A 19,851-nucleotide genomic window follows, 5' to 3' on the forward strand; every position below is an offset into this window, starting at 1 on the left:
TAACCTCCTCGGCGGGTCGGCTGGCTAAGCTAAGGCAAGGGTTAGCGACTACATTAATATCTGCGAATAAAAAAGAGGCGATGGCAAATTTGTCATCGTCTCTTTTTGTTTAAGCAGTCGTAGTTACAGCGCTTTCTAAGACATCCGTAATCATGTCCAGCCCCTTCTTTAGATCGTGTTCGGTCATTACCAAAGGTGGCAAGAGGCGAAGAGTGTTGTGCTTGGCCGACAGGGTTAAGAGGCCCTTTGCTTGCAGTTGGGTGATGACGTCATTGACGTCGACCACCGGGCTTAGGTGAACGCCAATCATCAAGCCGAAACCCGAGATGCTTTCGACCGCCGGCAGGGTGTCTATCTTTTCATTTAGGTAGTTCCAAACGCTGGCGGCCTTTTCGTCAACCATCGCTAAAAACGACGGGGTTAGCTGCTGTAAGACCCCCTTGGCCGCTGCCAAGGAAAGTTTGTTGCCGCCAAAGGTGGTCCCTTGCGAACCGGGGCCAAAGGTGGCGGCGAACTTCTTTTTGCCGAGCATCGCCCCGAGTGGCAGACCGTTGCCGATTCCCTTGGCGACCGTGACCACATCGGGATTCAGGTTGTAATGCTGGTAAGCGAACTTCTTGCCCGTCCGCCCGATCCCGGTTTGGACTTCGTCGATAATCAAGAGGGCGCCGGCTTGGTGGCAGGCGGTTTGGACCTTGGTCAACCAGTCTGGCTTACCGTTGATGACCCCACCTTCGCCCTGGACGACTTCCAAGATCACGCCGGCGGTTTGGTCGTCAATTAAGGAGAGGGCCGAATTGCTGTTGTAATCGCCAAAGGTGACGTCCGGGACCAGCGGGGCGTAACCAACCTTAATCGCCTCGTTACCGGTTAAGGACATCGCCCCGTAAGTCCGACCGTGGAAACTGTTGTGAAAGGTGACCATTTTGGAGCGCCCGGTTGTCTTACGGGCGAACTTCATTGCGGCCTCGTTAGCCTCGGTGCCCGAGTTGCAGAAAAAGGCTAGCTTGTCGGGACCGGCAAGGAGGCCGGCGACATCTTCGGTCAATTGGCTTTGGTAAAGGTTAGAGGTGTGCCAAATCTTGGTGGCTTGCTCGAAAACGTTATCGGTGATTTGCTCGTTGCTGTAGCCAAAGTTACAAACCCCGATCCCGCTGGTGAAGTCAAGGTAGGTCTGACCGTTTTTATCGGTGAGGTGCCAGTCGTGGCCGGCAACGATGTCAATGGGGTATTGGTTGTAGGTATTAAAAATATTACTCATGGGCTGCTCCTTTTAAGCGCTGACCTGGTGGGCCAGGGCGGTCCCTGACTGGGTGAGGTCATTAGTGATTGAAACGTTAGCAACGCCCCTCTTTAGGGCGGAAAAAGCGGCGGTTAGTTTCGGCATCATACCGGCCGTGATTTGGTGGTGGGCGAAGAGTTGGTTGGCACCGGTCTGATCAAGGCGTGGCAAGACCTTGCCAGCCTTTAAGACCCCGGGCACGTCGGTTAAGAGGACGAGCTTGCTGGCGCCAAGTCGGGTGGCAATTTCGGCGGCGGCCGTGTCAGCGTTAACGTTTAAGAGTTGACCGCTGGCTGTTTGGGCCAACGGGGCTAAGACGCCAATTTCGTTGGTCAGAAGTTGGTCCAGCCATGCCTGATTGACCCCGGTGATCTGGCCGACCTCACCAAAGTGGGGCTGGTCGAGGTAATTACCAGCTAGTAAGTGGTGGTCGTTAGTGTTTAGGCCAACCACGGGGAGGTGGTGAGTGGTCAACTGGTGGCACAGGGCCGGTTGAACCACCCCTAATAAGACGGCTTGAATCACTTCTAGGCAGGCTGGGGTGGAAACCCGGACCCCGTCTTCCTTGTGGTTAGGCAGCTTCATCAGGTCCAGCCACTGGCTAATCTGGGGTCCGCCGCCGTGGATGATCAAGACGTGTTTTTCCTGGGCGCGCCACTTGGCAAGTTGGTGGTAGAACTGGTCGTCTAAGAGTTTACTGGCGTGGCCGCCAACTTTGATAACGATGGTCTCTGTCATAAGCCCCTCCTAGTTGTGGTACGAGGCGTTGATCTTGACGTACTGGTAGGTCAGGTCACACCCCCAGGCCTGGCCGAGCGCCTTGCCGTTATGGAGGTCGACTTTAACGTTTACCTGGTTTTCGTGGAGGTGGCTGGCAACCACCTGTGGGTCAATCAGATAGGCCTGACTGTCCTTGACGACGGGTTGGTCGTTGAGCCAAACGTCAACGTGGTTGGTGTCCAAGTGGGCCTTGGTTTGTCCAATTGCCCCCATCAGGCGCCCTCAGTTCGGGTCCTCGCCGAAGATGGCGGCCTTGACCAGGTTAGAGCCGACAATGGCCTTAGCCACCATTTGGGCTTCGTCGTGGTTGTAGGCGTGCAAAACGTCGGCTTCGACTAACTTGGTCGCCCCTTCGCCATCCTTAGCAATCGACTTGGCTAAGAAACTCAGCACCTGGTGGAAGGCGGCGGCAAAGAGGGCGTAGCCAGCCGGATCTGCCGTTACTGGTGAGGTTTGGGCCATCCCGTTGGCCAAGACCAGTACCATGTCGTTGGTGGAGGTGTCGCCGTCAACCGTGATCTGGTTGAAGGTTTCGTCAACCTGCTGGTTTAACAGCTGCTGTAGGGCCACCCCGTCAATCTTAGCGTCGGTGGTCACAAAGCCTAGCATGGTCGCCATCTTGGGGTGGATCATTCCCGACCCCTTGGCAAAGCCGGTCACGGTGACTGGTTCGTTATTGAACTCAAACTGGACGCTGATCGACTTGGGGTGCTTGTCGGTGGTCAAAACCGCCTCGGTCACGGCGGCGGACTTGGTTAGGCTGAGTTGGCTAATCCCGTTTGTGATCTTATCCATTGGTAGTGGTTCGCCGATGATCCCAGTTGAGGCCACGCCGACCAACTGATCGGTTAAGCCCAGCTTCTTGGCTGCTAGGTGTTGCATTGTTTTGGCGTTAACCATGCCCTGGGGCCCGGTGCAAGAATTAGCGTTAGCGCTGTTCATAACCACCGTTTGGAGTTGGTGGGCCAAGTTGACGGTTTGCTTCGTTAGCTTGGTCGGGGCGGCTTGGAACTGGTTGGTGGTGTAGACCCCGGCGGCAGCGGCCGGCACCTTGGAATATAGCCAGCCCAGGTCCTTTTTTTCTTCCTTCAGACCAGCGTGTATCCCGTCGGCATAAAAACCCTTGGGCCAAGTGAAAGTGGTTAAGGTGTTAATTTCGTGTTTAGTCATGGTAACAATTCCTTTCTCTTTTGAAGCTACGGCAGGAGGGGAGCCGTCGGTAAACCAGCGGTCGGTGCGAAGTTAAAACGTTGGTTGAAGTTTTGGATTGCCTGGCCACCGGCGCCCTTAATCAGGTTGTCAATTACGCTGGCCACCATGATCGTGTTGGCGCGCTCGTTGAACAAGACCTCCAGGTCGCAGTAGTTGGTACCGACCACTTGCTTAATGGTGGGTAAGTTTTCACCGGTATAACGGACAAAGGGGTCGGTCGCGTAGGTTTGTTTAAAGGCAGCCACCACCTGATCCTTGTTAACGCCCGGTTTGGGTTTAGCGTAAATGGTCGCTAGGATTCCGCGGGTAATCGGTAAGAGGGTGGTGCTGAATTGGATAGCATGAACGGCCGGATCCCAAGCTTGCAGTTGTTGAACAATTTCGGGGATGTGCTTGTGGTGATTGACGTTATACAGCTGGGCGTTTTCATTAACCTGAGTAAAGTGAGTGCTTGACGTCGGCTTTTTGCCGGCGCCAGAGGTTCCCGACTTGGCGTCTACCACAATGGTATCAAGGTCGATCAGCTGGTCGATGATGAGTGGTGCCAAGCCCAAGAGGGTCGCCGTTGCGTAACAACCTGGGTTAGCAATCAAATTCTCGTCAGTAGCGTCACAGAAGTCGGTCAGACCGTAGTGGGCGACTTTGAGGTCGGCGGTGGCGGCCGGGGATTGGTGGTACCACTTCTCATAGGTGGCCCCGTTTTTCAGTCGGTAGTCGCCAGAGAGGTCGATTACTGGGAAGTGGGCGGTTAAATATGGTCGGGCAGCGGTCTTCGTGACACCGGCTGGGGTGGCAAAAAAGACCGCCCCGTCGTTAGCTAAGATTTTTTGGCTGTCATAGGGGTACACCGGTTGGTCATCAAATAAATTAGGGACCAACTGATTCAAGGGCGTCGGGCCAGACAAGTGGCGGGCGTAGAGATCAACTTGGTCGATCCCCGGGTGGGTTTTAAGCATTTGGTAGAGGACCATCCCGCCGTAGCCGGTGATCCCGATTAGGGCAACTTTCATCTTCTTCATCTCTTTTATGCAAGTTTTATAAATTTTTGTGATTGCTAACAGCCTACAACGTAGTGACCGGATTAGCAAGATCTTTTTTATTTTTATCCAGAAAATACGGATAAAATACGTTAAATATTCATAAATAACCAATAAATTCCGCTATTTCAAAATTACTCCTTGCGTGGCGAGTGAAAGGGCGTTATGATCGTCACTAAATATTTATACACATAACACGAATAAAGGAGCCGTTAAAATGAATAAATACCTCATCTTAGAGGACGGGACCACCTACCCGGGGACCGCCTTTGGGGACCTGGGGGCGCAAGTGGCCGGAGAGTTGGTGTTTAACACCGCCATGACTGGCTACCAAGCATCCCTGACCGATCCATCCTACTTAAACCAACTACTAACCTTTACTAACCCCCTAATCGGTACTTACGGTATTTGGCCCGGCCAAAGTCAAAGCAAGCAAGTGACCGCTGGTGCCGTGATCGTCCGTCAGCTCGAAAACGAACCGGGACCGACTGGCCAGACCTTGGATGCTTGGTTAGTCGACCATCACGTGCCGGGAATTGAGGGTGTTGACACCCGGGCGATTGCCATGCACTTACGCGAAGACGGCACCGTTAAGACCCTGCTAGTTAATCAGCTGGTGACCCCAACTGAGTTTACGAACTTATATAGCCGGTTGGTCGGCCAGCAGAAACTTCCCGCTCGAAACGCTGGTGCTACGGACCCAACAGCCAACCTGACCGTTGCCCTGATCGATCTTGGGGTGAAGCAGGGGATTATTGATAATTTAGTGGACTGTGGGTGTCGAGTCGTCGTCTTACCACCATCGGCGGCGGTCGCCGAGGTCCATGAGCTCAACCCGGCCGGGGTCTTGATTTCAAACGGTCCCGGCGATCCGCTGGACTACCAGGCGGTCTTACCCCTAATTCGAGGTTTGGAACACGACTACCCGCTGGCGGGAATATGTTTGGGACACCAATTGTTAGCCCTAGCTAATGGTGCAACCACTTATCGGCTGCCTTTTGGCCACCGGGGGGCTAATCACCCGGTGACGCTGTTGGCCTCACAGCAAACGATCATGACCAGTCAAAACCATGGCTATGCCGTTGATCCCACCAGCCTCAAGAAGACCGGCTTAAAGGTAACTGCCGTTGAGGGCAACGACCACACGGTAGAGGGGCTAACCTTGGTTGGCGACCCGGTCATTTCGGTCCAGTTTCACCCAGAGGCCGGGCCGGGCCCAAACGACGCCCGGAACTTTTTCAGTCACTTTAAACAGTTAATGGAAACGGGGGTGGCGGTCAATGCCTAAGAGAACGGATTTACACAAGATCTTAGTGATCGGGTCGGGACCAATTGTGATCGGTCAAGCCGCTGAGTTTGATTACGCTGGCAGCCAGGCCTGCATCAGCCTTAAGGAAGAGGGTTATCAGGTGGTCTTGGTCAATTCCAATCCAGCTACGATCATGACGGACGATCAAATTGCTGACCAAGTCTACTTGGAGCCACTGACGGTACCGTCATTAACCGAGATTATTGAACTGGAGCACCCCGACGCCCTCTTGCCAACCCTGGGCGGGCAAACCGGTCTGAACCTGGCCATCGAGCTCGACCAAGCCGGCGTCTTAAAGAAGTTCGGCGTCACTCTTTTAGGCACCGATTTACAAACGATCCAGGAGGCCGAAGACCGAGAGCAATTTAAGCAGTTAATGGAGGAGATTGGGCAACCGGTGCCGGCGAGCCTAACCGTTCACACTGTCGAGGCAGCTTGTCAGTTTGCCGAAGAAGCGGGCTATCCAGTAATCGTTCGACCGGCCTTCACTCTTGGGGGAACCGGAGGCGGGATCGCCAACGACCAGGAAGAGCTTGAGCTGATTGCTAAACGGGGGCTAGCTCAGTCGCCGGTTACGGAATGCCTGATTGAGCAAAGTATCGCCGGCTTAAAGGAAATTGAGTTTGAAGTAATGCGCGATGCCAACGGGGACGAGATAAGTGTTTGTTGCATGGAAAATTTCGACCCGGTCGGTATTCACACCGGTGATTCAATCGTAGTGGCGCCCAACCAAACCCTGCCGGATGTTCAGTACCAACGGCTTCGGTCAGCAGCCCTAGCGATCGTGGCCGCCCTAAAGATTGAAGGGGGCTGCAACGTTCAACTGGCCCAGTCACCGATTAGTGATGATTATTACGTGATTGAGGTTAACCCGCGGGTTAGCCGTTCGTCGGCCCTCGCCTCCAAAGCGACTGGCTACCCGATCGCCAAGATTGCCGCTAAGATCGCCGTTGGCCTTAACTTGAGTGAAATCACCAATCCGGTTACCCAGACCACAATCGCTGCCTTCGAGCCAGCCCTCGACTACGTAGTTGTTAAGTTACCGCGCTTCCCCTTTGACAAATTCGGTGGAGCCGATCGCCACTTAGGGACTCAAATGAAGGCAACCGGGGAGGTGATGGGCATCGGTCTAACCTTTGAAGAGGCGCTCTTAAAGGCAATTGACTCGCTGGAAATTGACCCTGGGGTTCAGGCGAGCCTCCTGCCGGCTAACGATGATCAGCTAAGCGACCAGGAATTGGTGGCAGCTCTTAAATCACCAACTGACCTGCGACTGTTTGAGCTCTTCGTCGCCCTTAAACGGGGCTATTCAACCGCTGACTTAGCGGAATGGACCAAGATCAGCCCCTTCTTCTTGCACAAGCTGGCCCACATTTGGCAACTAAAGCGGGAATTAGTATCGCAGGGGGGAGAGGTAGTGGTTAGTGCCAAGCGGTTTGGCTTTACCAACGCCATGCTCGCCAGTGCGCTCCGATGTTCGTTGTCGACCGTTGAGCAGCTAGCTAAAAGTGCGGGGTTAGCCCCGGTTTACAAGACCGTTGATACCAGTGCCGGGGAGTTTGCTAGTGCGACCCCGTACTATTACAGCAGTTATTTCCCGGGCAATAACGAGAGTCAGCCACTGGGTAATAGTGTGTTAGTGCTTGGTTCTGGTCCAATTCGGATTGGTCAGGGGGTCGAATTTGATTACACGACCGTCCACTGCGTTCAAGCGATTCAAGAGGCCGGCTACCGTGCGATCATTATCAATAACAATCCCGAAACGGTTTCGACCGATTTTTCAATTTCCGACAAACTCTACTTTGAACCGCTGACGATTGAGCACGTCATGAACGTGGTCAACCTAGAGCAGCCACGCGGGGTGATCGTTCAGTTTGGGGGTCAAACGGCCATTAACCTGACCAAGGAACTGGTTAAACGGGGGGTTAAAATTCTGGGCACCTCACTCCAGGGGATTGAACAGACCGAGGACCGCCACCAGTTTGAGGAATTACTCAAGGACGCTGGAATCGCCCAACCAAAGGGGGCCACGGCGCTCAATTTAGCCGAGGCCAAGGTGATTGCACCGGTGGTTGGCTATCCGGTAATGGTGCGGCCAAGCTTCGTGCTGGGTGGTCGGGCAATGGCGGTCGTGGAAAACGAAACCGAATTGGTAACCTACGTCAACAAGGCCCTGAAGGCGGCCCCCAACCAACCGGTTCTGATTGATCACTACGTAGCTGGGCTTGAGTGCGAAGTCGACATCTTAAGCGACGGTCACGACGTTTTGATCCCCGGGATCATGGAGCATTTGGAGGGGTCCGGGATTCACTCGGGTGATTCGATGGCCCTGTACCCACCAGTTCGCCTGACGTCAGCCCAGCAAAAAGAAATTGTTCAAACTGCGATTGCAATTGGTCAACGGGTCCACTGTCTGGGAATGATGAACATTCAATTCATCGTTGCCGACCGGGTCTATGTGATTGAAGTCAACCCGCGGGCCAGCCGGACGGTACCGTTTATGAGTAAGGTGACTGGGTATCACTTAGCCAAGCTAGCTACCCGGCTAATCCTGGGTGAAACCTTGGTCGACTTAGGTTTACCAAGTGGTTTAGCAACCCCAAGTAACCACTTCGCCGTCAAAGCGCCGGTCTTTTCCTTTGCTAAGTTGGCCGGACTTACTTGCCGGTTGGCGCCGGAAATAAAGTCAACTGGGGAAACAATTGGAATTGATGAAAGCCCGGCCGTAGCTTTGGCCAAGGCGCTTGCTAATAGTTATGGCTTAGTAACGCCGGTGAAGGGTCAAATCGTCTTACTTGACCCAGTTGCCGCTACTAACTCTAAATTACGGGCTCAACTTGAACAAGCGGGGCTCCGGGTCGAGGTCTGGGCAAGCCAGCAATTGCCAACGCTGGAACACCAACGGGTCTGGGCAGTGGTTAATGATGACGAAGCGCAAACCACGATAGCACCATTGAACTACTACGCCCTGAGTAACGGGGTGCCCCTCTTTACGGCGGCCACCAGCCTTAGTGAAATCATGTCGTTAAGCAGGGTGGGGGCGCCGCTGGTTAATTTATAAAAAGGACTAAAATTTAGCCCTGAAAAGAGATCGCTGGTCGCCAAGCTTGTCAGGGCGGGCAAAGAATGGTATATTAGTATTTGAAATAACTCGTTGAGGGGGTGAGCAGAAATGCTCGCTCTTTTTATTGTAATGAAACGGGAGGTGACGAGATGAGTAATAAGACTGTAGTCGAGACCGTAACGGCACTGGTGGAACCAATCTTAGCTGAACACAACTTTGAACTGTACGAAGTTGAATTCGTCCAGGAAGCCAAGAGCTGGTATTTGCGGGTCTACATCGATAAGGAAGGCGGCATCACGCTGGAAGATTGTGCCCTTGTCAGCGACCAGTTGAGCGAACAACTGGACAGCGCCGATCCAGACCCGATCCCCCAGGCCTACTTCTTGGAAGTTTCTTCGCCAGGGGCTGAACGGCCGCTGAAAAAAGAAGTGGACTACCAACGGGCCCTTGACCAATACGTGAACGTTTCTTTGTACCAACAAATTGACGGCCACAAGGTGTTTGAAGGGTATCTTCGCCAATTGAGCCCGGATGAGTTAACCATTGAGTACATGGATAAAACCCGCCAAAAGCAGGTTGTAATCCCGCGGGACAAGGTTGCCAAGGCCCGCTTAGCGATTAAGTTTTAAGAGTTGAAGGAGTCGAAAAATGAGCAAGAAGGAAGACCGGGTAGAACTACTCGACGCGATGGACATCCTGGAAAAGGAAAAGGGAATCAAAAAAGAGGTCATCATTGAGGCCTTAAAGGACGCCCTGGCCAACGCCTACCAAAAGAATTACGAAGACAACGCGGCCAACGTGGAAGTCGAAATCAGTGACCGGACCGGTGAATTTAAGGTCTACGCCGCTAAGACGGTGGTTGAAGAAGTCACTAACGACGTGGAAGAAATTTCTTTGGCCGACGCATTGCGGGTTAACCGCGGTTACGAACTGGGTGATATCTTCAAAGAAGAAGTGACGCCGCGCAACTTCGGTCGTCTGGCTGCCCAAACCGCCAAGAGCGTGGTGTTGCAAAAGCTACGGGACGAAGAACGAAACATCATCTTTGACAAGTACAACAAGTTAAAGGATGATTTAGTCGAAGGGGAAGTCTCACGAGAAGACGAACGCTACATCTACGTCAACCTCGGTGACGGTGTGGAAGCGGCCATGAACAAGCATGACCAAATGCCAAACGAGCACTACCGGGTGCACGACCGGATCCAAGTTTACGTGACCCGGGTCAACGACAAGAGCGGCGCCCGCGGGCCGTTGGTCTTCGTTTCCCGGACCAGTCCGGACCTGCTCAAGCGGCTCTTTGAAAAGGAAGTGCCGGAAATTCAACAGGGGATCGTGGAAGTTAAGGGGATCGTGCGTGAAGCCGGTGACCGGGCCAAGGTGGCCGTCTTCTCCCGCGACGAAAACGTTGACCCAGTCGGGACTTGCGTGGGACCACGCGGGACCCGGGTTCAGGCGATCGTCAACCAACTGGGCGGCGAAAACATCGACATCGTTAAGTACGAAGAGGCGCCGGAAGAATTTATCCGCAACGCCCTGAACCCGGCCGAAGTCGAAGGGGTGCTCTTCGATGAAAACAACGGGGAAGTCGATGAACCGGCTAGCGTCGACGAAAACGGTCGCAAACACGAGGAACGGATCCACCGTGGTTGCACCGTGATCGTACCGGACGACCAACTGTCACTGGCGATCGGTAAGCGGGGGCAAAACGTTCGCTTAGCCGCACAGCTGACCGGCTACAAGATCGACATCAAGTCGTCATCCCAAGCGGCGGCCCTGGAAGAAGCGCAACCAGAACCAGCAGCAGAAGTTGTAGAGCAGCCAACCCAAGCCCCAGAGCTTGACCAAGCCGCTGACAGCTTCGCAGACGAAGACTAGACTTAATCCTTATCAAGAAAGCAACGGGGTGAAAAAATGGTTAAAAAGAAAAAAATACCGATGCGTAAGGATATCGTGACCGGAGAAATGGTGCCCAAGCGAGAATTAATCCGGGTCGTCAAGAACAAGGAAAACGAAGTATCGCTTGACCCAACCGGCAAAAAGCCGGGGCGGGGTGCCTACGTTGCCGTGAGCGTAGCGGTTGCCCAAAAGGCTAAGAAGGAACGGACCTTTGACAAGGCCTTTGGCGTAACGCTCACTGACGAATTTTACGATGAGTTAATTCAATACGCTGATCACCAACAAGCACGCCAAGAGCTGTTCGGTAAGAATGATTAATCAGCGTCAGCAAATTTTAAACCTCCTCGGGCTTGCCCGGCGCGCGGGACAGCTAGTGACTGGTGAAGGGATGGTCTTAACCGCCCTTCAAAAAGACCAGGTGCGGATTGTCTTGCTCGCAAGTGACGCCGGCCAGGCAACCATTAAAAAGGTGACCGATAAGTGTCAAACCCACCAAGTGCGGGTGGTTAACGATTTTACCCGGCTGGAAATTAGCCAGGCAATCGGCCAGGCGCGCACGATCGTGGGAATTACCGGGGCAGGGTTTGCAAAGAAAATCCATCAATTAACAACCAAACTAAATGAGGGAGAGTGAGCGTATGGCCAAAGAAAGAATCTACGAATTAGCTAAAGAGCTCAAAATGCCAAGCAAGGACCTGGTTAACTTAGCCAAAAAGGAGGGGATGGACGTTAAGACCCACATGTCTTCCGTCACTTCCGACGAAGCCAACAAGCTGCGTTCAATGGCCAAGGGGGCGGGTAAGCCAGCTACTGTTAAGCCGGCACCAAAGGTCCAAGAACACCAGTCGGCCCCGGCGAAGAAGGAAGCCAGCCGTCCGGCCAACCAAGGCAGCCAAAACAACCAGAACCGCGACAACCGGGGGAACCGGAACAACAACGGCAACAATAACCGCCACAACAGCAATAACGGTTCCGCTAATGCTAACGGTAACGGCGGCAACCAAAAGCGGAACCAAAAGCGGAACCAAAAGCGGAACCAAAACAACAACAACCAGGGTGGCCAAGCCACTAACCGGAACAATAACAACGGTCAAGGTCAGGGTGCACACTGGTTTAAAAAGGGTAAGAAGAACAACAAGAAGAAGAACCGTAACAAGGGTAACCAACGCCTGCGCGACACGGCTCCTAAGGCCCCAACCCAACGCAAGGATCGGCCGCTGCCGGACGTATTGGAATACACGAACGGCATGAACGCCCAGGACCTCGGGAAGATCTTGCACCGGTCACCAGCCGAAATCATCAAGAAGCTCTTCATGTTAGGGGTGATGGTGAACCAAAACCAATCCCTGGATGCGGACACGATTGAAATTTTGGCGGCCGACTACGGGATCAGAGCCAAGGAAAAGGTCCAAGTCGACGTAGCCGACTTAGACCACTTCTTTGACGAACGGATCAACAACGACGCCAACCTCGCCGACCGGCCACCGGTTGTGACGGTCATGGGGCACGTTGACCACGGGAAGACGACCTTGCTAGACAAGATTCGTCACTCCCACGTGACCGAAGGCGAAGCCGGCGGGATCACCCAAGCCATTGGGGCCTACCAAGTTAAGTACAACGACAAGTTGATCACCTTCTTGGACACCCCAGGGCACGCCGCCTTTACCGAAATGCGGGCGCGTGGGGCCAACATCACCGACATCACCGTTCTAGTGGTGGCCGCCGATGATGGGGTGATGCCACAAACGATCGAAGCCATTAACCACGCCAAGGCAGCCGGCACGCCGATCATCGTCGTCGTGAACAAGATCGACAAGCCGGGCGCTAACCCGGACCACGTCACGGAACAACTGACCGAATACGGCCTGATCCCAGAAGACTGGGGTGGGGACACGATTTACGTCAAGGTTTCCGCCAAGTTCGGCAAGAACATCGACGAATTGCTCGACATGATCTTGCTGCAAGCCGAAGTGATGGAATTAAAGGCGAACCCAGACCAAAACGCCGCTGGGGCAGTGGTGGAAGCCCGCCTCGACCAGGGGAAGGGGTCCGTAGCCACCCTCTTGGTTCAACAAGGGACCCTGCACGTAGGGGACCCAATCGTGGTCGGCGACACCTTTGGTCGGGTCCGGACGATGACCAACGAAAACGGCCGGCGGATCAAGGACGCCACCCCATCGACGCCAGTCGAAATTACCGGGCTCAACGGGGTGCCGGAAGCCGGGGACCACTTTGTTGTCTTTGACGACGAAAAGACGGCCCGGGCCGCCGGGGAAGAACGGGCTAAGCGGGCCGAAGACGAAAAGCGGCGCCGCACTAGTCACGTGACCCTGGACAACCTCTTTGACACGATGAAGAAGGGTGAAATGAAGTCCCTGCCGATCATCATCAAGGCCGACGTGCAAGGGTCCGTTGAGGCCCTCGCCCAAAGCCTACAAAAGATCCAGGTTGACGGCGTGCGGGTCGACATCATCCACAAGGCCGTTGGGGCGATCTCTGAATCAGACGTTACCCTGGCCGAAGCTTCCAACGCCATCATCATCGGCTTTAACGTTCGCCCAACTCCGCTGGCGAAGTCCGAAGCCGAAACTAACAACATCGACATCCGCTTACACCGGGTGATCTACAACGCGATCGAAGAAGTTGAAGACGCCATGAAGGGGATGCTGGAACCAGTTTACGAAGAAGAAGTGCTGGGTCAAGTTGAAGTGCGGCAACTTTACAAGGCGTCCAAGATCGGGACGATTGCCGGGGGGATGGTTGTCTCCGGTAAGATCACCCGCGACGCCAAGGTCCGCCTGATCCGTGACGGCGTGGTCATTTACGAAGGCGAATTGGGCTCACTCAAGCGCTTCAAGGACGACGCTAAGGAAGTTAAGATGGGCTTTGAATGTGGGTTGACGATCAAGAACTTCAACGACGTCAAAGAAAACGACGTCATCGAAGCTTACCACATGAAAGAAGTTCCGGTTAAGTAAAGGAGGAGCGCCATGTCGAATAAGCAATTCCGGGTGGAACGGCTCGCGCAACAGATTCAGCGCGAAGTCGACGACATCCTCTTAAAGCGGGTCCGCGATCCCCGGGTCAACGGGGTAACGGTGACCGGCGTTGACGTAACGGGTGACCTGCAGCAAGCGACGATCTACTACACGATCCTGTCGAAGCTGGCTTCGGACGCCGAGAAAACCCAAACCGGGTTGGATAAGGCGACCGGGCTGGTGCGCAGCGAGCTGGGGAGCCGCCTGAATATTTTCAAGGCACCGGAAATTAAGTTTGTCCGCGACCCATCGATTGAATACGGGAGTCGCATTGACGAGCTGCTGAACGAGCTTCACAAAAATAACGAGCTCTAATAGTAGTTGGGCCCTAGCGTTCGTTTAGTGGACGTTGGGGCCTTTTTTATAGAGCAGAAAGGAAGACCAATGGACGGAATCATTCCACTTTATAAGGAGCGGGGGATGACCTCGTTTGATTGCATCGCCCGCTTGCGGCGGATTTTACACACCAAGAAGGTCGGCCACTCGGGGACCCTGGATCCCAACGTGGACGGGGTCTTACCAATTGCGATCGGCAACGCCACCAAGGCCGTGGAATACCTGATGGCCTCGGGTAAGGAGTACGCCGGCGAATTGACGATTGGGCTAGCGACGACCACCGAAGACCTCGATGGGGAAGTGGTCGACCAAAAGCCGGTGCCGGCGCCCATCGCTCGAGAAATGATTGCGGAAAAAATGGCCGAAATGACCGGGGAAATCACCCAGGTGCCGCCGATGTATTCGGCCGTGAAGGTCAAGGGGAAGCGCTTATACGAGTACGCCCGGGCTGGTGAAACCGTGGAACGCCCTAAGCGCCAAGTGACGATCGACCGGTTCACCCTGCTAGCCACCAGTTACGACCAGGAACGGCAAGTCCAGCGGGTCCGCTTTAAGGTAGCCTGCTCCAAGGGGACGTATGTGCGGACCCTGGCCGTCGACCTGGCCGCCAAGTTGGGCTACCCGGGGGTGATGTCGTCTTTGACCCGGTTAAAGTCGGGTGGCTTCACCTTGGATCAGACCCTGAGCCTTGATGACATCCAAGACATGGTCACGGCGAGCGGGATGGTCAACTTGTACCCGCTTGATTACGCCGTCAAGGACCTGCCCCACCTGGCACTCAACGCTGAGCAGTGGCAAGCCGTTCAAAACGGTGGCTGGCTCAAGCAAAGCGAGGTAACCCCCCAAGAGCCGCGGGTGGTGGTTACCTACCAAGGGGACACCAAGGCCGTTTATAAGCACGTTGAGCGCCACTACCAACCCGAAAAGATGTTTAAGAATAGTTAGAGGGAAGACAATGGAAGTAATAAAGGTACACCATCCACTATTAGAGCAACAGGTACCGGACGGTCCGGTAGTGGTCGCAATGGGCTTTTTTGACGGGGTTCACCGCGGCCACCAAGCGGTGATCGCCCGGGCCAAAGAAGAGGCGGTCCGCCGCCAGGTCCCCCTAGCCGTTTTGACCTACGAAAAGCTACCGGGGATCGTCTACCAGCGCTACGAAGAGGGGGTCCATTACCTGACCACCATTGACCGGAAGCTGGCCCTGCTGGAACAGCTGGGCGCCGATCTGGTTTACCTGGTTGACTTCACGGCCAAACTCGGCAGCCTGAGTCCCGAAGAGTTCGTCAGCGATTACCTAGTCAGGATGCACGCGGTGGCGGTGGTGGCCGGTTTTGACCACACCTATGGCAAAAAGGACGTCGCCACGATGGACCGCTTGGCGGGGTACGCGGCCGGCCGTTTTGACGTGGTGACGGTTAAAAAACAGGAAACCAGGGGCGCAAAGATTGGCTCCAGCCGGATCCGCGACCTGATTGACCAGGGCCGGGTGGAAGACGCTAACCAGCTCCTGGGCTACCGGTACCAAACCAGCGGAATCGTGGTTCACGGTCTGGCCCGGGGCCGGACGATCGGCTTTCCGACCGCCAACGTCGCCTGGAACCCGCTCGAACGGATCCCGGCCGTGGGTGTGTACACGGTCAACTTCTTGGTTGACGGCCACTGGTACGGCGGGATGGCCTCGGTGGGCTACAACGTCACCTTTGGGCAAAATAAGCACAAGACGATCGAAGTTTACCTCTTTGATTTCAAGGGTAACATTTACGGCGAGCACGTCACCGTCAGTTGGATACAACGGTTGCGCGGCGAAATTAAGTTTGACGGCGTTGATGGTTTAATTGACCAGCTCCACGCCGACCAAATCAACTCGCTAGCGATCTTAAGGAACCCCCCGACCTTACCGGCGGGGCCGTTAAATTAGTCAGCGTTATAAAGATTAAAGAGGCCGGGGAAGGTGGGCTACCCGGCCTTTTTTTGTTCCCGGCTAAGTGGTATATTTAAGAAATTATCGTTACTTAGGAGCGGGAGAAGAAAATTGAAGGATCAACGAATTGCACGGTCACTAGTCATTATGGTCTTTGGGACCTTCTTTGGGTTATTGTGTTCCACCCTGATGAATACGGGGTTGCCCCAGTTAATGCGGGTCTTTAGCGTGAGTGAGGGGACGGTGCAGTGGATCATCAACGCCTACATGCTAACGAACGCCATGATGATCCCGTTATCGGCCTACCTGATTCGGCGCTGGTCCTTTCGCACCCTTTTTATCATCGCCACGGCGGTCTTTTTAGTCGGCACGGTGGGGGGAGCGGTGGCGCCCACCTTTTGGACGGTCGTGATTGCCCGGGTGGTTCAAGCGGCTGGGGCGGGGATCATGATGCCCCTGGTCAACGTCTTGGCGATCCGCTACGCCGAACCCAAGAAAAAGGGGACGATCATGGGGATCATTGGACTGGCCTTTAACTTCTCGCCGATCATTGGTCCGACCGTGTCGGGGCTAATCCTAGACGACCTATCCTGGCGCTGGCTCTTTTTGGTAATCGTGCCCTTCTCCGTACTCACCTTAGTGGCGGCGGTGATCCAGTTGCCCCGGATCCCCCACAACGAAAACCCCCACTTCGACACCCGCGGGATGGCGATTGTCTCAATCGGCCTGTGGGCATTACTGATGGGGCTATCCAACGTTTCGACCAGCCCGTTTTGGACCTGGCAGGTGCTGGGGCTCTTAGTTGTCGGGGCGATCGCGTTAGTCATCTTTTACTTCAGCCAACGCGGGGTTAAGGCGCCCTTGATTAACTTCTCGGTGATGGCCTATGATCAATTCGTGGTGGCAACCTTGATCAACATGTTGATCGTGGCGACCATGTTTGGCAACACCATCTTATTGCCGCTCCTAGTGCAAAACGTTCAACAAAAAAGCGCCCTGGTGTCAGGACTAGTGATCCTGCCGGGGGCGCTAGTGACGGGGTTCTTGTCGCGGTTAAGCGGGCGGTTGTACGACCGCTTGTCGGTGCGGCGGCTGGTCTTGTTCGGACTGGTGGTGGACGGAGCGGGGACCCTGTTTCAAGCTACGATTGGCGCCGCTAGTGGGCCGGTGGTCTTAGCGCTCTTTCAGGCGGTGCGCCAGCTGGGGTTGGTTTCGATGCTGATCCCCCTGCAAACCCACGCCCTGGGGATCTTACCCTTTGACCTGGTGCCAGACGGGGTAGCGACTTTTAACACCATCCGTCAGGTAGCGGCCTCGCTGGGAACGGCGGTGCTCGTTTCTGTCGTCGGCTTAATGGGGCAGTGGGGCCACCGGGGGACCCTCTTTGGGATCCAGGCCGGTTTTGCCACCTGCTTTATCTTCTTGGTGGCCGCCATGATGATCGCCGGGCGGCTCAAAAGCCAGTTTAAACTGGGCCGGCCGACGGTGAGTGCCGGGTAAAGGAGGATGGCAAATGACTTCCCGGGCAGGTCGTATTTAGGCACTAGGTCTGCCGTACAATAGCCTTAAAAGTTGTCACTTTAAGAAATAAAAAGTGATGACTTTTGAGGCTATTTTTATGAAAATGGTAGATTGCAACAATTAATCGAATTTTTCGGACAAGTCACCAAAGAAGACTTGGAGTGGCGTTTTCCATCCCAAACATTTCCGGGGACGCCAATTTAAGTACTTTGAGATCATGGTCAGCTCTTCGTCCGTAACGCTCTCAATTGGCTGGTTCTTTGGAATGTGTAGCCGAAGCTCGCGGTTCAACCGTTCGTTGGTTCCGCGTTCATGTGGCGCATACGGGTGGGCAAAATAATGGGCAATTCCGTAGGCTTCAATTTCCTTGAAGCCTGCGAATTCCTTACCGTGATCGCTGGTGATTGACTTGATCAAGCCGCGCAACTCCTCGTTAAGCTCTAGGATTGCCTTAGTCATAGCTTTACTTATCACGTCCCGGTAAACGACGAATAATCATTAGTCGGGACTTACGATCAGTAAAGGTAGCTAGGACCTCGCCCCTGGTTTTTCCTGATAGGATGGTATCGACTTCAAAATGACCAATCTCTTGACGCAGGTTAGCCTCGTCCGGACGTTGGTCGATAAACTTCGCCCCACGTGTGTACTGACCACGACCATCGTGGCTCTTTCGGTACCGCACACCGTGGTCTGGAAGGACCTCGCGTTTGATGTCCAACCAGCCCTTGTCCAGCCAGTTATAGAGGGTTTTGAATGGCATTTGGAGAATATGCGCGATGACTTCAAAACTCCACCGCTGTTCGAGAATGATCCCACGGACGAATTCTCTTAAATTCTCTGTTAGAAGAGTTTTCCGCCCCCGGCGAGTTAGCTTCTTTTCGCAGTCTTCCTGAGCTTGATCAGCGTCATAGTATCCCTTAGGACAGCGCTTTAGTTCATAGTTGATGGTTGAAGGAGCTACACCAACTTCTTTAGCAATTTGTTTTTGTGAGTAACCAACCTTAAGCAGCGTTTGGATGACAGTTCTATCCGATAATGTTAAAATGTGACTCATGGGTAATGGACTCCTATTGTTTATAGTTTTGTCACTTAAAACAATACCGGGTCCATTGCCTTTTTTCTATCCAAATTTTTCGTCTGGGTAGAATTCTATTTAATCTTACAATCTACCATATTTATTCAACTTATCTATACTTGGTAAATCTTTTTCATCTATACACTGAATTTTAGGAGTATCAATACCTATGTAATCACTAATCTCATTCACTAAATGCTCTAAATTATAATCCGGAAGTACTTCTATTAACTTTACATTATTAAATTTTGAAATACGCCTTTTTCTTTCATCTCTTTCTTTGTTAGATTCAAGGCTGGTTTTCCCTCCAAAATAACTAACTGGCTTAAAATGTTGAATACCTTGATACTCACAAGCTATTTTATATTTTGGAAAATAGACATCATAATGTTGCCTTCTTAAAAATTTTGGACGTGCGTGTTGCTCTACTTCTAAAAAGTAGAAAGTTTTTTTCAATTCTTCATAAAGTTTTGATTCATGAATCCATCCTTGCCCAATTTCAGGTAAATTGTTATTTTTTCTCCATTCATTTTCTTAATCTTTAATAAATTTTTGTACTTTTTGTCTATTAGCCTTAAAAAAATAACCTTTTACTCTATCGGATTGTACTATGTCATCATCTTGAATAGTATCTGTTGTTGGAATAGTGTGAATAGTTTCTGTTACATTTGAAAATTCAGCAATAAAGTTTTGATGAAATTTTTGAAAGTGCTTATCTAGTTTTTGCTCAATAAACTGCCTTATTTCATCCTCAAATGTTTGTCCGAATAAGGAAAGCTTTGATTTAATGGGAAAGATATCTGCAAAATATTTAGTAGGAACGTACTCTTTCTCATTCTTGTATAAAAGAGTCCCTAAATCATTTAAAGTCTTCCTATCATTACAAATGTGATCTAGGTAATAGTTAAGCCACTTATTTCCGATATCCTCACTCTCAATAACTTTTGACATAAGCATCATCCAATTAGTTGCATAATAATTTAGTTTAGGAAAATCTTCCCCATACATATTTAAAAATTTTCGATAGCTTAAAGATACTTTTTTTAACTCAGTCTTTGTGCCTTTTGTCAAGAATTGATCATTAAGTTGATAACAAAAATAGAATAAGTATGAACTTCTCTTATCATCTAATCTAATCTTGTTACCTTTTTTCCAATTTTCTTTAAGATATTGGTAAGCCTTTTTGCACGCATCACTATGATTTTTTAATTCAGGAAAATATACCGACCATTCTGGAATATCCATAATAATTCTCCCCCCAAGAAAGTTTCTTACCAATCACTATAGTAAACTGACAATATAAAATCCATAATAATCAATGATTAAATCGTTTCGACATAAATATTCCTGTCACACACAAAAAATCCCTGCCTCGAT

16 protein-coding genes and 2 pseudogenes are annotated in these 19,851 nt (G+C 52.5%); 11 read left to right on the plus strand and 7 right to left on the minus strand.

The window, feature by feature from the left end:
• Positions 1-109 precede the first annotated feature (109 nt).
• The 4 genes and pseudogenes from FG166_RS03960 to argC all read right to left on the minus strand — a co-directional run bounded on the left by FG166_RS03960 (position 110) and on the right by argC (position 4,284).
• Positions 110-1,261 (minus strand): acetylornithine transaminase, encoded by a 1,152-nt coding sequence (locus FG166_RS03960; RefSeq protein WP_003681944.1) that lies wholly within the window; start codon positions 1,259-1,261, stop codon positions 110-112.
• 12 nt (positions 1,262-1,273) lie between these two features.
• A complete protein-coding gene (gene argB / locus FG166_RS03965) occupies positions 1,274-2,020 on the minus strand; it encodes an acetylglutamate kinase (RefSeq protein WP_003681943.1) in 747 nt (248 codons plus the stop codon).
• 9 nt (positions 2,021-2,029) lie between these two features.
• Positions 2,030-3,232, minus strand: a pseudogene (argJ, locus tag FG166_RS03970) (bifunctional glutamate N-acetyltransferase/amino-acid acetyltransferase ArgJ).
• Positions 3,233-3,258: 26 nt separating this feature from the next.
• Positions 3,259-4,284, minus strand: a complete 1,026-nt coding sequence (argC, locus tag FG166_RS03975; protein ID WP_035430790.1) for an N-acetyl-gamma-glutamyl-phosphate reductase — start codon at positions 4,282-4,284, stop codon at positions 3,259-3,261.
• Between the two features lie 244 nt (positions 4,285-4,528).
• Between argC and FG166_RS03980 the strand changes: the two genes are divergently transcribed.
• From FG166_RS03980 to FG166_RS04030, 11 genes are all read left to right on the plus strand, one after another.
• The gene (locus tag FG166_RS03980) at positions 4,529-5,599 is read left to right on the plus strand and encodes a carbamoyl phosphate synthase small subunit (protein ID WP_003681938.1); all 1,071 of its coding nucleotides are present in this window, start codon (positions 4,529-4,531) and stop codon (positions 5,597-5,599) included.
• Positions 5,592-8,681 carry a carbamoyl-phosphate synthase large subunit gene (gene carB, locus FG166_RS03985; protein ID WP_003681936.1) on the plus strand — a complete coding sequence of 1,030 codons (3,090 nt, stop codon included), beginning with the start codon at positions 5,592-5,594 and terminating at the stop codon, positions 8,679-8,681. The genes FG166_RS03980 and carB overlap by 8 nt, the downstream gene beginning before the upstream one ends.
• 152 nt (positions 8,682-8,833) lie before the next feature.
• Positions 8,834-9,313 (plus strand): ribosome maturation factor RimP, encoded by a 480-nt coding sequence (gene rimP, locus FG166_RS03990; RefSeq protein ID WP_003681934.1) that lies wholly within the window; start codon positions 8,834-8,836, stop codon positions 9,311-9,313.
• A gap of 19 nt (positions 9,314-9,332) precedes the next feature.
• Positions 9,333-10,559 (plus strand): transcription termination factor NusA, encoded by a 1,227-nt coding sequence (gene nusA / locus FG166_RS03995; RefSeq protein ID WP_003681932.1) that lies wholly within the window; start codon positions 9,333-9,335, stop codon positions 10,557-10,559.
• A gap of 36 nt (positions 10,560-10,595) precedes the next feature.
• Positions 10,596-10,898 carry an RNase P modulator RnpM gene (rnpM, locus tag FG166_RS04000; protein WP_003681930.1) on the plus strand — a complete coding sequence of 101 codons (303 nt, stop codon included), beginning with the start codon at positions 10,596-10,598 and terminating at the stop codon, positions 10,896-10,898.
• Positions 10,891-11,214 (plus strand): YlxQ-related RNA-binding protein, encoded by a 324-nt coding sequence (locus FG166_RS04005; RefSeq protein WP_003681928.1) that lies wholly within the window; start codon positions 10,891-10,893, stop codon positions 11,212-11,214. Before rnpM ends, FG166_RS04005 begins: the two co-directional genes overlap by 8 nt.
• A gap of 4 nt (positions 11,215-11,218) precedes the next feature.
• Complete coding sequence (infB, locus tag FG166_RS04010) at positions 11,219-13,558, plus strand: translation initiation factor IF-2 (RefSeq protein WP_035430788.1); 2,340 nt, start codon at positions 11,219-11,221, stop codon at positions 13,556-13,558.
• 12 nt (positions 13,559-13,570) lie between these two features.
• On the plus strand, positions 13,571-13,933 hold the full coding sequence (rbfA, locus tag FG166_RS04015; RefSeq protein WP_003681925.1) for a 30S ribosome-binding factor RbfA: 363 nt from the start codon (positions 13,571-13,573) through the stop codon (positions 13,931-13,933).
• 69 nt (positions 13,934-14,002) lie between these two features.
• On the plus strand, positions 14,003-14,899 hold the full coding sequence (gene truB / locus FG166_RS04020; protein ID WP_021349103.1) for a tRNA pseudouridine(55) synthase TruB: 897 nt from the start codon (positions 14,003-14,005) through the stop codon (positions 14,897-14,899).
• 10 nt (positions 14,900-14,909) lie between these two features.
• Positions 14,910-15,875, plus strand: coding sequence for a riboflavin biosynthesis protein RibF (gene ribF, locus FG166_RS04025; protein ID WP_003681923.1), 966 nt, complete (start codon positions 14,910-14,912; stop codon positions 15,873-15,875).
• Positions 15,876-15,989: 114 nt separating this feature from the next.
• Positions 15,990-17,378, plus strand: coding sequence for a DHA2 family efflux MFS transporter permease subunit (locus FG166_RS04030; protein ID WP_003681921.1), 1,389 nt, complete (start codon positions 15,990-15,992; stop codon positions 17,376-17,378).
• A gap of 141 nt (positions 17,379-17,519) precedes the next feature.
• Here FG166_RS04030 and FG166_RS09755 read toward each other — a convergent pair.
• The 3 genes and pseudogenes from FG166_RS09755 to FG166_RS04045 form a co-directional block, all read right to left on the minus strand.
• Positions 17,520-18,453, minus strand: a pseudogene (locus tag FG166_RS09755) (IS30 family transposase).
• Between the two features lie 105 nt (positions 18,454-18,558).
• A complete protein-coding gene (locus tag FG166_RS04040; protein WP_003681919.1) occupies positions 18,559-18,930 on the minus strand; it encodes a hypothetical protein in 372 nt (123 codons plus the stop codon).
• Positions 18,931-19,008: 78 nt separating this feature from the next.
• Complete coding sequence (locus tag FG166_RS04045) at positions 19,009-19,719, minus strand: hypothetical protein (protein WP_003681917.1); 711 nt, start codon at positions 19,717-19,719, stop codon at positions 19,009-19,011.
• Positions 19,720-19,851 lie beyond the last annotated feature (132 nt).

It is taken from the genome of Limosilactobacillus fermentum, assembly GCF_013394085.1.
GTDB lineage: Bacteria > Bacillota > Bacilli > Lactobacillales > Lactobacillaceae > Limosilactobacillus > Limosilactobacillus fermentum.